Source organism: Streptomyces sp. NPDC001781 (assembly GCF_053596035.1).
In genome coordinates, this window is record NZ_JBSFFI010000007.1 from 97,277 (window position 1) to 111,953 (window position 14,677).

The 14,677-nt window shown below is 70.8% G+C and carries 10 protein-coding genes and 1 tRNA gene; 2 read left to right on the forward strand and 9 right to left on the reverse strand.

The features are described 5' to 3' along the window. Positions 1–162: 162 nt before the first annotated feature. A complete protein-coding gene (locus ACWCV3_RS08990; RefSeq protein WP_003999697.1) occupies positions 163–291 on the reverse strand; it encodes a DLW-39 family protein in 129 nt (42 codons plus the stop codon). Positions 292–618: 327 nt separating this feature from the next. Here ACWCV3_RS08990 and ACWCV3_RS08995 point away from each other — a divergent pair, with 327 nt between their 5' ends. Next, positions 619–1,008, forward strand: coding sequence for a DUF6344 domain-containing protein (locus ACWCV3_RS08995; RefSeq protein ID WP_451220570.1), 390 nt, complete (start codon positions 619–621; stop codon positions 1,006–1,008). A 126-nt stretch (positions 1,009–1,134) separates the two neighbouring features. Here ACWCV3_RS08995 and ACWCV3_RS09000 read toward each other — a convergent pair whose 3' ends face one another. Continuing rightward, positions 1,135–1,323 carry a ferredoxin gene (locus ACWCV3_RS09000; RefSeq protein WP_451220573.1) on the reverse strand — a complete coding sequence of 63 codons (189 nt, stop codon included), beginning with the start codon at positions 1,321–1,323 and terminating at the stop codon, positions 1,135–1,137. 436 nt (positions 1,324–1,759) lie between these two features. On the opposite strand from ACWCV3_RS09000, the gene ACWCV3_RS09005 reads away from it, so the two are divergent. Further along, a complete protein-coding gene (locus tag ACWCV3_RS09005) occupies positions 1,760–5,800 on the forward strand; it encodes an nSTAND1 domain-containing NTPase (RefSeq protein WP_451220576.1) in 4,041 nt (1,346 codons plus the stop codon). A gap of 574 nt (positions 5,801–6,374) precedes the next feature. Here the strand turns inward: ACWCV3_RS09005 and ACWCV3_RS09010 are convergent. The 7 genes from ACWCV3_RS09010 to recF all read right to left on the reverse strand — a co-directional run bounded on the left by ACWCV3_RS09010 (position 6,375) and on the right by recF (position 14,613). Next, positions 6,375–6,782 (reverse strand): hypothetical protein, encoded by a 408-nt coding sequence (locus tag ACWCV3_RS09010; RefSeq protein WP_451220579.1) that lies wholly within the window; start codon positions 6,780–6,782, stop codon positions 6,375–6,377. Between the two features lie 168 nt (positions 6,783–6,950). Further along, positions 6,951–7,024: transfer RNA gene (locus ACWCV3_RS09015), tRNA-Ile, on the reverse strand. Between the two features lie 110 nt (positions 7,025–7,134). Then, a complete protein-coding gene (locus tag ACWCV3_RS09020; RefSeq protein ID WP_451220581.1) occupies positions 7,135–7,836 on the reverse strand; it encodes a DUF3566 domain-containing protein in 702 nt (233 codons plus the stop codon). A gap of 17 nt (positions 7,837–7,853) precedes the next feature. After that, entirely contained in the window at positions 7,854–10,466 is a 2,613-nt protein-coding gene (gene gyrA, locus ACWCV3_RS09025; RefSeq protein WP_451220584.1) for a DNA gyrase subunit A, read from the reverse strand. Positions 10,467–10,509: 43 nt separating this feature from the next. Then, positions 10,510–12,576, reverse strand: coding sequence for a DNA topoisomerase (ATP-hydrolyzing) subunit B (gene gyrB, locus ACWCV3_RS09030; RefSeq protein WP_451220587.1), 2,067 nt, complete (start codon positions 12,574–12,576; stop codon positions 10,510–10,512). 382 nt (positions 12,577–12,958) lie between these two features. Next, positions 12,959–13,495: a DUF721 domain-containing protein gene (locus ACWCV3_RS09035; RefSeq protein WP_451220590.1), complete on the reverse strand. Its 537-nt coding sequence runs from the start codon at positions 13,493–13,495 to the stop codon at positions 12,959–12,961. Beyond that, positions 13,492–14,613 carry a DNA replication/repair protein RecF gene (gene recF / locus ACWCV3_RS09040; RefSeq protein WP_451220593.1) on the reverse strand — a complete coding sequence of 374 codons (1,122 nt, stop codon included), beginning with the start codon at positions 14,611–14,613 and terminating at the stop codon, positions 13,492–13,494. The genes ACWCV3_RS09035 and recF overlap by 4 nt, the downstream gene beginning before the upstream one ends. Positions 14,614–14,677: the final 64 nt, after the last annotated feature.

Consider the following 14,677-nt stretch of genomic DNA (forward strand, 5'->3'; position numbering starts at 1 on the left):
GCCCCATCCTGCCCGGTACCGCTTGCGCCATCAGGGTTTTCGCGCGGCCGTCCGAAACGCCCGCGCTCCCGGGACGAGGCCTACCTCAGGTTCCGGGGTCCGGCAACACAGAACCCCGGCCGCTCTGGCGACCGGGGTTCGTTCAGACCGTGGAGCCGGGTTTCAGGAACCGGTGGGCACGGAGTCGGTGGCCTCCGTCCACAGGTCCTGCTCGGCGCGATCCGCCTGGATCTGGCGGTACACAAGGAGACCGCCGATGGCGGCCAGTGCGACCAGGAGAAGCTTCTTCACCGCGCGACCTCGTCTTTCGTTGACGTAGGGGACCTCTGGCGCCCGACTATACACACCGGCCGAGACCGATCGGTGACCTGCGCCGGGCCCCCAACTCCCGTCTCCCGACGGCCCGGAGCCGGTGCGGCCGGAGGGTGATCACACCCGCACAGAGGGTTGTGTTCCTCCCGTTCGGTAGGGGTCTCGGAGACTTTTCGCCTCTTTACGGCTGTTCGAGTGGTGTTCATCTGAACATCGACGCGCCACGGGCGTCGGTCCACCACTTCGCCGCCCTCATACACATCATGAGGAAAGTACGCAAATCGCCCAACCTGAAAGTGAGGGGCCATGGCCAGGAACAAGGTCATGACGTTGTGGACCGCCATCGTCACCGCCTTCCTCGCGCTGTGCACGGCGCTCGGACTCGTCACCGCGACCGCCCCGGTCGCCTCGGCCCACGCCGGGAGCCCGAGTCAGGGCAGCACGGAGCACACCGCAGCGGAGGCACCGGAGGCCGTCAGCCACCAGGTCTGGCCACAGGCCAGGTCCCTGCCCCCCACGATGAAGCAGCGCATCCGGGCCGAGGCCCACGGGAAGTCCCCCAACTGCCGGCACCGCTCACTGGCCGGAAGGGAAGCCGGGGCCCTCGCCCCGCACCGGGTGAACGCCCCCGACCGCACCGAGACCACGCACCGGCAGGAAAGCACCGAGCAGTACGCGTCCCACCTCGACTGCTGAGGCCGCCGAGCCCCACGGCAGGCATCAAGTACCGCGGACGTCTCGGCACAACGGCGACTTGCGTACCCGACCGTCGACACGGAAAGCCCCCCGGCCAACGGCCTGGGGGCCCGCACCGCGTCCGCCTCACTCCCCCAGCAGCACGGCCTGCGAGGGACACCTCTCCACGATCTCGCGCACCAGCGGATCGTCCCCGGAATTCTCCCGGCCCGGCCTGACCACGCCGTACCCCTCGACGAAGTCGAAGACCTCGGGCGCGCGGTACGCGCACTCGGCCGAGCCGTAGCAGACCTCCCGGTCCACGGACACCCTCATGCGTCCTCCCCTGCTCGCACGGACCCCCGACGGCCCGCGCCCACGACGTCCCTGCCCCGCGCGCACCCGCCCGAACCGGACGTGCCACCGCCCGTCCGGCACCGGTCCCTCCCCTCGTGGGGACCGGTACCGAACGGAGCGGGGGGTCTTCGTCCCGGGCCGTGCCGGTGTGCCCGGCGCGATGGGCCCGCGGATCCGGTGGCGTCCCGCCGAGCCGGGCCGCCGCTCCCGGCGAATTTGGCCGAGAACATCCGGCGCCCGGGGGGAACCTTCGTACGGACCGGGCCGGTGGCCTGTCCGGACGGTCTGTGACAGCTCCGCTACGGCGATGCGATCCTGCCATCCGTGGCAGCCGGCGAGGAGGTCCGGATCGCTGCACCAGGGCTTTCCCGCAGGTCAGCCCTATAGGGTGAGTTTTCCGGTCCGGACGCGTCAGATGGGGGAAGTGAGGGGTGGAACCTTGGGTTCCGACTCAGGGGCACGCACAGCCTTCGCCGAACGTCTCGCCCTGCTGTACAGGGAAGCCGGGAATCCGCCCCTGAAAAGCGTCGCGGAGGCGGTCGTCCGGCTCCAGCGGGTGGACGAGCGGGGCCGTCCGGTACGGGTCTCCGCACAGCGCATCAGCGACTGGCGGCGAGCCAGGAACGCACCCGCCCAGTTCGCCGCCCTGGCCGCCGTCCTCCAGATCCTCATCCCCGAGGCCCGCCGCGCCAGCCCCACGCCGGTCTCCGGCGGCCTGTACGACCTGTCCCAGTGGCAGCGGCTGTGGGAACGCGCCCTGGCCGACCCGGTCGGCGAGCGCCCCGACGGCCCCGTGCCCGATCCCCCGCCGGCCGAGTCCCCGGTGTGCCCGTACCGGGGACTCGCCTCCTACCGGCAGCAGGACGCCCGCTGGTTCTTCGGCCGGGAACGGGGCACGGAGGCGCTGGTGGCCCAGTTGCGGGCCGCCGAGCACGACGGGGGACTGGTGGTGCTGGTCGGTGCCTCGGGCGCCGGGAAGTCCTCACTCCTCAACGCCGGCCTGGTGCCCGCGCTGGAGGAGGAGGGCGCGCCCGCGGTCCTGCAACTCGTGCCGGGCGCCGATCCGCTGGGGGAGCTGACCCGCCTGGTCCCGGCCCTCGCCCCGCTCGCCGAGGAGGCGCGGGCCGCCGAGGAGGACCGAAGCCCGGCCGCCGGGGCGATACGGGAGGCGGTCACCGAGTGGGCCCTCGGCCGGCGGCACCCGGACACCGTCGCCGTCCCGGCCCCCCGCTCCTCCCCGGAGTCCCCGGCGCCCGCCCCCCGCGGGTCGGTCCGGCCGGTACTGATCGTGGACCAGTTCGAGGAGACCTTCACCCTCTGCCCGGGCGAGGGCGACCGCCGGGCCTTCGTCCGGTTCCTGCACGCCGCCTGCACCCCCGGACCCACCGGTCCCGCCCCCGTCCAGGTCGTCCTCGGCATCCGCGCCGACTTCTACGAGGAGTGCCTCGGCTACCCCGAACTCGCCGACGCCCTCCAGCACCGCCACATGGTGCTCGGCCCGCTGACCACCGCCGAGCTGCGCGAGGCGGTGAACGGGCCGGCGCGGGCGGTGGGGCTGGAGCTGGAGGCGGGCCTGACCGAGCTGATCGTCCGCGAGGTCAGTGCCGACGGCCCACGCGGCGCCCACGACGCGGGCGTGCTCCCACTGCTCTCCCACGCCCTGCTCGCCACCTGGCAGCGCCGCAGGGCCGGCCGGCTGACGGTGGCCGGATACCGGTCGGCCGGCGGCATCCAGGGCGCGGTCGCCGCCAGCGCCGAGCGCGCCTGGTCCGGGCTCGACCCGGCCGCCCGCACCGCCGCCCGGCTGCTCCTGCTGCGCCTGGTCCGGCTCGGCGAGGACACCCAGGCCACCCGCAGGCGCGGTACCTGGCGCCAGCTGGCAGCCGAGTCCACGGACCCGGACAAGACCGAGGAGTCGCTGGAGGCGCTGGTCCGCGCCCGGCTGGTCACCCTCGACGCGGAGACCGTGGAGATCACCCACGAGGCGCTGCTGCACGCCTGGCCCCGGCTGCGGCACTGGATCGACGACAACCGCGGCGACCATCTGCTGCGCCAGCGGCTGGAGGAGGACGGCCGGGCCTGGGAGGACTCCGAACGCGACAGTTCCCTGCTGTACCGGGGTTCCCGTCTGGAGCAGGCGCGCGGCGGGGCGCAGTCCGCCGGGGACACCTATCTGACGCGGGGCGCGGTGGACTTCCTGGCCGCGTCGGTACGGCTGCGCAAGCGGACGGTGCTGATCAGCAGGGCCGCGGTGGCGGCGCTCACCGTGCTGGCGGTGCTCGCGGCGGGGGCCGCGGTGGTGGCCTGGCAGCAGCGGAACGACGCGGTCTTCGAGCAGGTGCTCGCGGAGGCCGACCGGGTCCAGCACACCGACCCGTCGCTCGCGGCGGGCCTCGACCTGGTCGCGCACCGGCTGCGCCCGGACGACGAGGGCGCCTACAGCAGGCTGATCTCCATAGTGAACGCCCCGCTCGCCACCCCGCTGACCGGTCACACCGGCGCCGTCTACCTGACCTCCTTCAGTCCCGACGGCAAGCTCCTCGCCACCGCGAGCTACGACCGCACCGTCCGCCTGTGGAACGTCGCCGACCGGGGCCGTCCCAAGCCCCTGGGGGCCCCGCTGCACGGACACCGGTCGTGGGTGAGCAGCGCGGTGTTCAGCCCGGACGGGCGCACCCTGGCCAGCGCGGGCGACGACGGCACCATCCACCTCCGGGACGTCACCGACCCCGCCCATCCCCGGCCCCTGGGGGAGCCCCTCACGGGCCACGACGGCACGATCTACCTGGTCGCCTTCAGCCCGGACGGCCGCACCCTGGCCAGCGCGGGCGAGGACCGCACCGTACGGCTGTGGAACGTGGCCGATCCGCACCGGGCGAAGCCGCTGGAGGTGCTGCGCGGGCACAGCGCGCCGGTGCGCTCGGTGGCGTTCAGCCCCGACGGGCGGACCCTCGCCTCGGCGGGCGACGACGACACCGTGCGGCTGTGGGACGTGGCCGACCCCCGCCGTCCAAGGGCCCGGCGGGGAGTGTTGCGGGGCCACACGGATCTGGTGCACTCGGTGGCGTTCAGCCCCGACGGCAAGGTGCTGGCCAGCGGCAGCGCGGACGACACCATCCGGCTGTGGAACGTGGCCGACCCGGAGCGTCCGGCCCCGCTGGGAGCGCCGCTGACCGGGCACACCGGGCCCGTGTGGTCGGTGGCGTTCAGCCCGGACGGGGGAAGGCTCGCGGCGGCCAGCGCCGACTCCACGGCCAGCCTGTGGAACGTCACCGACCCCGCCTCCCCGTCCCAGGTCGGCGAGCCGCTAGCCGGGAGCAGCGGGGAGATGTACGCGCTGGGCTTCAGCCCGGACGGCCGTACCCTCGCCACCGGCAGCGGGGACGGCCGGGCCCGGCTGTGGGCGGTGCCCACCTCGGACATGACCGGGCGCAGCGCCGCGTTCCGCCGGGACGGCAAGGTGCTGGCCACGGCAGCGCGCGACGGCCGGGTCCGGCTGTGGCGGGTGACGGCGCCGGGCCGGCCGGTGGCGCTGGGCGCTCCGTTCATGCCGGCGGACGGCGGACAGCGCACCCTGATGTTCGCCCCCGACGGCCGCACGCTGGCGGTACTGACCGGGAACCGCTCGGTGTACCTGTGGAACGTGGCCGACCCAGCCCGTCCGGTGGTCGCCGGTCCGCCGCTCAGACTGATGACCCGTTTCATGGGCCCCGACGCGCTCGACTTCAGCCCCGACGGCAGCGTCCTCGCAACCGCCTACGACGACCACCGGTTCCGGCTGTGGAACGTGGCCGACCCCGCCCACCCCGCTCCCTACGGGGCACCCCTGGCGGGACACCGGGGATACATCAACGCGCTGGAGTTCACCCCGGACGGACACACCCTGGCCAGCGGCAGCGCGGACGGCACGATCCGGCTGTGGGACGTGACCGCCCCCGCCCGGCCCGTGCTGCGCGGCCGCCCGCTCACCGGCCACTCGGGCCCGGTCAACGCGCTGGAGTACACCTCCGACGGCCGCACCCTCGTCAGCGGCGGAGACGACGACACGGTCCGTCTCTGGGACGTCACCGACCCCGCCGCCGCGGCCCCCGTCGGCCGCCCCCTGACCGGACACACGGAGTCGGTGACCTCACTGACCTTCAACGCCGACAGCCACACCCTGGCCAGCGGCGGCAACGACAACACCGTCCGCCTCTGGAACCTCACCCGCCCCGGCTCGGCGGCGCCGATCGGCCAGTCGATGAGCCCGTACGCCAAGACCGGCAACTTCCTCGCGTTCAGCCCCGGCAGCCGTGTCCTCGGCGTCTCCAGCGGCGCGGACACGGTACGGCTGTGGAGCCTGGACGCGGACGAGGCGGTCCGCCACATCTGCGCGGTCACCCGGGGTGTCCTCACGCCCCAGAAGTGGCACGAGTACCTCCCCCGCCTCCCCTACGACCCCCCATGCCCCCACTGACCCACCAGGATCAGCCAACTACCCTACTTATCAAGCTCGTTGGCCCCGCATCGCCTCCAACCTTGTTACCCTTGGCCATAGCCCGATCGCTGGCGCATCCCCCGTCGCCAGCGATCGGGTCTTTCGCGTCCACCACCCCGCGGACCTCCGCTCACGAGACTTCCGGGAACGCCGAAGCCCCCAGTCGGAACCGACTGAGGGCCTTCGAAAAAAGCCTGAGGGCTGGAGGGTTCCCAGTCTTATTCGCCGCTGTTGGTGTCAGACGTTGGTGTCAGGTGTCGGCGCTGTTGTCGACAGATCAGTCCCCCGGGCCCTCTCCCGATGACGCCAGCCCTGGGACCAGCAAGTCAGCAAGAGGCCAGCCAGCGCTAGCAGGCTCTGGCCACGGAAGGGCACCAGCCACATAGCCGTGAGGCTCGCCGCGATCAGCGACGCCCCAGCACCCCATACGCGAGGCTGTTCGACTCCCTTGCGCACCCAGGGGAGTGCGATGCGCCCAGTCGTCATGGCCAGCACGCCGGTCACGGTCAGTATTGACGCCGTCACGAGAACGAGCACAAGAACGACAGGCACTTCAGTCATCTGATGTGACCCAGCAGTTCTGAGACGGGATCGTGAGGAGTTCACAGGCGGCGGCATCCTCCTCCGCCTCAGCGCCCCCCGCATCCGTGGATCGGGGTTTCTGCAGATAGGCCGCTGCCGCACGGGTCGCGCCACCGAAACAGGTCGGATTCTGCTCGACGATCAAGCCGACGATGTGCACCTGAGCCGACTCCGCATGCCAGTTCATGGAGTTGGCGTAGTCCTCATCGTGGGCTTCGCGCTCCTTCTGCTTCCGGAGTCGACCGGCTCGCTTCCCAAAGTCGTAGCCGGCCTGCCGGCACACAGCGGACTGCTCGGATGCGCTGTCGTGCCGCGTCGCTCCGACGGCGTACCCGCCTCCGGCAAGGGTGACTGCACCTGCGCTGACCAGCGCGATCATGGAACGCTTCATAGCTGCGGATCGTATAGGTGCAAGTGAAAACGCTGATCGCCCCGAGGAGTACTCGTAGCCGGTTGACGCGGTGACGTGACCGACCCGTATCGCGAGGTGTCAGCCATGGATGTCAAAAGACCCCCAGCCGATATCGACTGGAGGTCTTTTCGCATGTGGGGCTAACAGGATTTGAACCTGTGGCCTCATCCTTATCAGGGATGCGCTCTAACCAACTGAGCTATAGCCCCGCCCGCTTCGCGGGGTGTGTCCCGCGCGCTGACTCCTGAAGATTAGCGCACGACCGGGGCAGTCCCAAAATCGGTTGTCGGGGGAACGTCGGCCGAGGCGGGAGGCACCCTCACTCGTCCTCCGCGAGGGTCAGCTCGACACCGCCCACGAAGCCCGCGGAGAGGTTGTAGATGAAGGCACCCAAGGTCGCCAGGGCCGTGGCCAGGACGACGTCGATGACCGCGATGATCGTCGCGAACATCAGGACGTGCGGCAGCGAGAGGTAGGACTGGAGGTCGAAGCCGGACGCCTCGGTGGCCCCGGTCGCCTCCGAGATCGTGCCGCCCACAGTGGAGAACACGCCCATCGCGTCCAGCACCATCCACAGCACCGCCGACGCCACGATCGTGCAGACACCGAGCGCGATCGAGAGCAGGAAGCTCACCTTCATCACCGACCACGGGTCCGCCTTGGCCACCCGCAGCCGCGCCTTGCGGGTGCGCGGCGCCGTGCCGACCCCCGTGCGCGGACGGCGCACCGCCCCGGCCGGCGGCTGCGCCGCGTACGCCTGCGGCGGGTGGTAGGGCCCGGCAGGCTGCGCGGGACCACGCTCACCGGGCAGCGGGGAGGCCGCCATGCCCTCGGTCGTACCGCCGCCGGCCCGCGCACCACGGGTGTCCGTCACGGTTCCCCCCTGGGAACTCGAAGAATCAGGAGTAGAAGCAGGAGAAGTATCGACGGAGGCCGCCTGCGAGGCGGAGCCACGGCCGCCGCCGTCCGTTTCCGTACCCCTGGAGGTACCGGCCGATCCGGCGCCCGTGGCTCCGCTCACGTGATTCACTCCTCGTGCTACTCGGCCGAGGGCGCCTCACCCTCGTCCGTGGCGATCGTGGTGACCTCGGCGGTCTCGTCGACGACGAGCTCGCCGTCGACCTCCTCCGCCTCACGCCCCGCTTCGGCGTTGCGAGCGATACCGACCACGGCATCGCGCTTGCCCAGGTTGATCAGTTGGACGCCCATGGTGTCACGGCCCGTCTCCCTGACCCCGCTGACGCGCGTGCGAATCACACCGCCGGAGAGGGTGATGGCGAGGATCTCGTCACTCTCCTCGACGATCAGCGCGCCGACGAGCGAGCCCCGGTCCTCCACGATCTTGGCAGCCTTGATGCCCAGACCGCCACGTCCCTGCACGCGGTACTCGTCCACGGCAGTTCGCTTGGCGTAACCGCCGTCCGTGGCGGTGAACACGAACGTACCCGGCCGCACCACGTTCATCGAGAGCAGTTCATCGCCCTCGCGGAAGCTCATGCCCTTCACACCGGAGGTGGCACGGCCCATCGGACGCAGCGTGTCGTCCGACGCGGTGAACCTGATGGACTGCGCCTTCCGGCTGACGAGGAGCAGGTCGTCGTCGGCGGAGACCAGCTCGGCGCCGATCAGCTCGTCGTCCGCGCCGTCCTCGCCCGCCCGCAGGTTGATGGCGATGACACCGCCGGAGCGCGGCGAGTCGTAGTCCTTCAGCGGGGTCTTCTTGACCAGGCCCGCCTTCGTGGCCAGTACCAGGTACGGCGCCGCCTCGTAGTCCCGGATCGCCAGGATCTCCGCGATCGCCTCGTCCGGCTGGAAGGCGAGCAGGTTGGCCACGTGCTGGCCGCGCGCGTCCCGGCCGGCGTCGGGGAGCTCATACGCCTTGGCCCGGTAGACACGGCCCTTGTTGGTGAAGAACAGCAGCCAGTGGTGCGTGGTGGAGACGAAGAAGTGGTCGACGATGTCGTCCTCCTTCAGCTTCGCGCCCCGCACCCCCTTCCCGCCGCGCTTCTGCGCCCGGTAGTCGTCCGTCTTGGTGCGCTTGATGTAGCCGCCGCGCGTGACGGTGACGACGATGTCCTCCTCGGCGATCAGGTCCTCGATGGACATGTCGCCGTCGTAGGGCACCAGCGTGCTGCGCCGGTCGTCGCCGAACCGCTCGACGATGGTGGCGAGCTCGTCGTGGACGATCTGCCGCTGCAGCTCCTCGGAGGCGAGGATGCGGTTGTACTCGTCGATCTTCGCCTGGAGCTCGTCGTGCTCCTGGACGATCTTCTGGCGCTCCAGGGCGGCCAGCCGGCGCAGCTGCATCTCGAGGATGGCGTTGGCCTGGATCTCGTCGATCGTGAGCAGGTCCATCAGGCCGCCGCGGGCGATCTCGACGGTCTCACTGCGCCGGATCAGCGCGATGACCTCGTCGATCGCGTCCAGGGCCTTCAGCAGACCGCGCAGGATGTGCGCGCGCTCCTCGGCCTTGCGCAGCCGGAACTTGGTCCGGCGGACGATGACCTCGATCTGGTGCGTCACCCAGTGGCGGATGAACGCGTCCAGCGACAGCGTGCGCGGCACCCCGTCGACCAGGGCCAGCATGTTGGCGCCGAAGTTCGTCTGCAGCTCGGTGTGCTTGTACAGGTTGTTCAGCACGACCTTGGCCACCGCGTCCCGCTTGAGGACGATCACCAGACGCTGACCGGTGCGCGAGGAGGTCTCGTCGCGGACGTCGGCGATGCCGCCGATCTTGCCGTCCTTCACCAGGTCGGCGATCTTCTGCGCCAGGTTGTCGGGGTTCACCTGGTACGGCAGCTCGGTCACGACCAGGCACTGCCGGTTCTGGATCTCCTCGACCTCGACCACCGCGCGCATCGTGATGGAGCCGCGCCCGGTGCGGTACGCCTCCTCGATGCCCTTGCGGCCCACGACCAGCGCGCCGGTCGGGAAGTCCGGGCCCTTGATGCGCTCGATGAGGGCGTCCAGCAGTTCCTCCTGCGACGCCTCCGGGTGCTCCAGGTGCCACTGGGCGCCGGCCGCGACCTCGCGGAGGTTGTGCGGCGGGATGTTGGTCGCCATGCCGACCGCGATACCGGCCGAGCCGTTGATCAGCAGGTTGGGGAAGCGGGCGGGCAGGACGGTCGGCTCCTGGGAGCGGCCGTCGTAGTTGTCCTTGAAATCGACGGTCTCCTCGTCGATGTCGCGGACCATCTCCATCGACAGCGGTGCCAGCTTGCACTCGGTGTACCGCATGGCAGCCGCGGGGTCGTTGCCCGGCGAACCGAAGTTGCCGTTGGAGTCGACGAGCGGCATGCGCATCGACCACGGCTGCGCGAGGCGGACCAGGGCGTCGTAGATCGAGCTGTCGCCGTGGGGGTGGTAGTTGCCCATGACGTCGCCGACGACACGCGCGCACTTGTAGAAGCCGCGTTCGGGGCGGTAACCGCCGTCGTACATCGCGTACAGCACACGGCGGTGGACGGGCTTGAGGCCGTCCCGGACGTCGGGCAGCGCGCGCGACACGATGACGGACATCGCGTAGTCGAGGTAGGAGCGCTGCATCTCGGCGTCGAGGCCCACCGGCTCGATCCGGAGGGTGACGGTCTCGCCCGTCTCCTCCTCCGGGGTCACCGGCTCGGGCGTGAACTCGGGGGTTTCGTCGGTCATTGCTGGTGAAGATCCTTCCTGGGTGCGGTCAGCCGGGACCGACTCAGATGTCGAGGAAGCGGACGTCCTTGGCGTTGCGCTGGATGAAGAGGCGGCGGGCCTCGACGTCCTCGCCCATCAGGACCGAGAACAGGTCGTCGGCCTGGGCGGCGTCGTCGAGGGTGACCTGGCCGAGGACACGGTGCTCCGGGTCCATCGTGGTCACGCGCAGCTCCTCCGCGTTCATCTCACCCAGACCCTTGAAGCGCTGGATGGAGTCCTCGCGGACGCGCTTGCCGCGCTGGCGGCCCATTTCGAGCAGCGCGTCGCGCTCGCGGTCGGAGTACGCGTACTCCACGTCGTCCCGGCCCCACTTGATCTTGTAGAGCGGGGGACGGGAGAGGTACACGAACCCGGACTCGACCAGCGGTCGCATGAAGCGGAACAGGAAGGTCAGCAGCAGGGTGTTGATGTGCTGGCCGTCGACGTCGGCGTCCGCCATCAGGATGATCTTGTGATAGCGGAGCTTCTCGATGTCGAAGTCCTCGTGCACACCCGTGCCGAAGGCCGAGATCAGCGCCTGGATCTCCTGGTTCTGCAGGATCTTGTCGATCCGCGCCTTCTCCACGTTGAGGATCTTGCCGCGGATCGGGAGGATCGCCTGGTACTGCGGGTTGCGCCCGGACTTGGCCGAACCGCCGGCGGAGTCGCCCTCGACGATGAAGATCTCGCACTTGGACGGGTCGTTCGACTGGCAGTCGGACAGCTTGCCCGGCAGCGCGCCGGACTCCAGCAGACCCTTGCGCCGGGTGAGGTCACGGGCCTTGCGGGCCGCCACCCGCGCGGTGGCAGCCTGGATGCCCTTGCGGATGATGTCCGCCGCCTCGACCGGGTTGCGGTCCAGCCAGTCGTTGAGGTGCTCGTAGACCGCGCGCTGCACGAAGGTCTTGGCCTCCGTGTTGCCCAGCTTGGTCTTGGTCTGGCCCTCGAACTGCGGCTCGCTCAGCTTGACCGAGATGATCGCGGTCAGGCCCTCGCGGATGTCGTCACCGGTGAGGTTGTCGTCCCGCTCGCGCAGCAGCTTCTTGTCGCGCGCGTACTTGTTGATCAGGGAGGTCAGCGCCGCGCGGAAGCCCTCCTCGTGGGTGCCGCCCTCGTGGGTGTGGATGATGTTGGCGAAGGAGTAGACACCCTCGCTGTATCCGCCGTTCCACTGCATGGCGACCTCGAGGGACAGGCTCTTGTCCTTGTCCTCCGCCTCCAGCGAGACGACCGTCGGGTGCACGACGTCGCCCTTGCGGGAGTTCAGGTACGTCACGAAGTCGACGATGCCGCCGTCGTAGCGGTACGTGACCGACTTGACCTCGGCCTTCTCGTCCGCGCCCGCCTCGTCCGCGCCGCTCGTGGCCTTCGCCGACTCGCGCTCGTCGGTGAGCCTGATCGTCAGGCCCTTGTTGAGGAACGCCATCTCCTGGAAACGCCGGGACAGCGTCTCGAAGGAGTACTCCGTGGTCTCGAAGATCTCCGGGTCGGCCCAGAAGGTGACCGACGTGCCGGTCTCCTCGGTCTCCTCGTTCTTCACCAGCGGCGCCGTGGGGACGCCCATCTTGTAGTCCTGCGTCCAGCGGTGGCCATCGGTCCTCACCTCGACGGCGACCTTCATGGACAGCGCGTTCACCACGGACACGCCCACACCGTGCAGACCGCCGGAGACGGCGTAACCGCCGCCGCCGAACTTGCCGCCCGCGTGCAGGACGGTCAGCACGACCTCGAGGGCCGGCTTGCCCTCGGAGGCCACGATGCCGACCGGGATGCCTCGGCCGTTGTCCACCACGCGGACGCCGCCGTCGGGCAGGATCGTCACGTCGATGGTGTCCGCGTGGCCGGCCAGCGCCTCGTCGACGGAGTTGTCGACGACCTCGTACACCAGGTGGTGCAGACCGCGCTCACCGGTGGAACCGATGTACATTCCGGGGCGCTTGCGGACCGCGTCCAGCCCTTCGAGCACGGTGATGGCGCTGGCGTCGTACGAGGCGGCGACGGCCTCGCCGACGACACCGGCGTCGGTGGAAGGGATGTTCTCGTTGGGGTTGCCGGAATCGGCCACGAAGCGCCCTTTCTGGCACAGCACGAGCGCTCCTTGCGGCTGCGCGCCCCCCGGAAGGAGGGTTGCCGGAGCGGCTGCGGCATGTTGCGTTGGTAAGCCCTGAATCAGCGTTGCTCAGCTTTTCCCGGACGGTCCCCACGATTGGGGCGGGATCGCCTTCCAGTCTACCGGTAGCACTGACAATGATGGGGGCTTGCGGGCACCTGAGTACGCATGTGCCGCCCTGAACCGGCCCCGATCGGGTCCCGATATGGGGAAGGGGGCTGCAAGGGGCTCACAGCGGCACTCAGGGCTTCGGACCGTCAGCCCTTGTCCATCGGGGGATCGGCCCGTGATCGGCCGCTGATCCGCACACCCGTACGGCCGCGGAGTGCCCATACGCCTGGCTGGTCAGACGTGAGGTACGTCACCCGTAGGTGTCGCCCGGACCGGCGCTCCCGGGGGCCCTCAGCGGCCCGTACCTGCGCACCGGGGCGCCCGGACCGTTCACCTTGATCAGCCGGACCGTGCCGTGACCGAGGTCCTCGTTCAGCCGGGCCACGAGCGTCGGCGCCAGGAGCCGGAGCTGCGTCGCCCACGCCGTCGAGTCGCACGAGACCGACAGCACCCGCTCGTCCTCGTCGTACCGCTGCGGCACGCAGTGCTTCGCCAGGTCCTCGCCGACGATCTGCGGCCAGCGGCCCATGACCCCGCCGACCGCCGCCGGGGCCTCCCAGCCGCGCTCGTTCAGCAGCCGGTTGATCGCCGCGCCCAGCGCCATCGGATCGCGGCCGTCCGCCCGTGCCCCGGACCGCAGGCCGCCGCCGCGCCGCGCCTGCTTCTTCTGCCGCGCCGCGTCCCCACGCGCGCGTGCCTGCTCCTTCGCCGCGCGCAGGGCCACCCGCGCGAGGTCGACACCGGACGGCTCCGGCGCCCTGCGGTCCTGCTCGCCGCCCTCGCTCATACCGGCTCCACCGCGCCGTCGGACACCGCGTACCGGGCGCCCGCCAGGACGTGCGGCACGTCGTCGTCGACCGCGGCCGTCACCAGCACCTGCTCGCCGGGCGCCACCAGCTCGGCCAGCCGCTCCCGGCGGCGGGCGTCCAGCTCGGCGAAGACGTCGTCCAGGATCAGCACCGGCTCGTTGCCCTCGGCACGCAGCAGGTCGTAGGAGGCCAGGCGCAGCGCGAGCGCGTAGGACCAGGACTCGCCGTGCGAGGCGTAGCCCTTGGCGGGGAGACGGCCCAGACGCAGCACCAGGTCGTCGCGGTGCGGACCGACCAGGGTGACGCCCCGCTCGATCTCCTGCCTGCGCGCCTCGGCGAGCGCGGCCAGCAGTTGCCCCACCAGCTCCTCGCGGGTGTGCGCGGTGCCGGGCGCGGAGGGCTTGTACTCCAGCGCGACGGGTCCGCCGCCGGGCGCGAGCTGCTCGTACGCCTTGTCCGCGAGCGGCTGGAGCACCCCGATCAGGTCCAGGCGCTGGGCCAGCAGTTCGGCGCCCGCGTGCGCGAGGTGCTGGTCCCACACGTCCAGCGTGGAGAGGTCCATGGAGCGGCCGCCGTGCCGGCGTGCGAGGGCGGCCGACTTCAGCAGGGTGTTGCGCTGCTTGAGCACCCGCTCGTAGTCGGAGCGGACGCCCGCCATGCGCGGGGCACGCGCGGTGATCAGCTCGTCCAGGAAGCGGCGGCGCTCACCGGGGTCGCCCTTGATCAGCGCGAGGTCCTCCGGCGCGAACAGCACGGTCCGCACGATGCCGAGTACGTCACGCGGCCTGACCTGCGAGGACCGGTTGATCCGGGCCCGGTTGGCGCGGCCGGGGTTCAGCTCCAGCTCGACGAGCTGCTGCCGTTCGCCCTGACGGACCTGCGCCCGGACCACGGCACGCTCGGCGCCCATGCGGACCAGGGGGGCGTCGGCGGAGACCCGGTGGCTGCCGAGGGTGGCCAGGTAGCCGACGGCCTCGACGAGATTGGTCTTCCCCTGCCCGTTGGGGCCGACGAAGGCGGTGACGCCCGAGCCGAGCGGAACCTCGGCCCGGGCGTACGAGCGGAAGTCGGCCAGCGAGAGATGCGTGACGTGCATGGTCGTTCGCCGACCTCCCTCAACAGTCTGTGGATCACCGCGGTGACCCTGTGGACTACTTCTT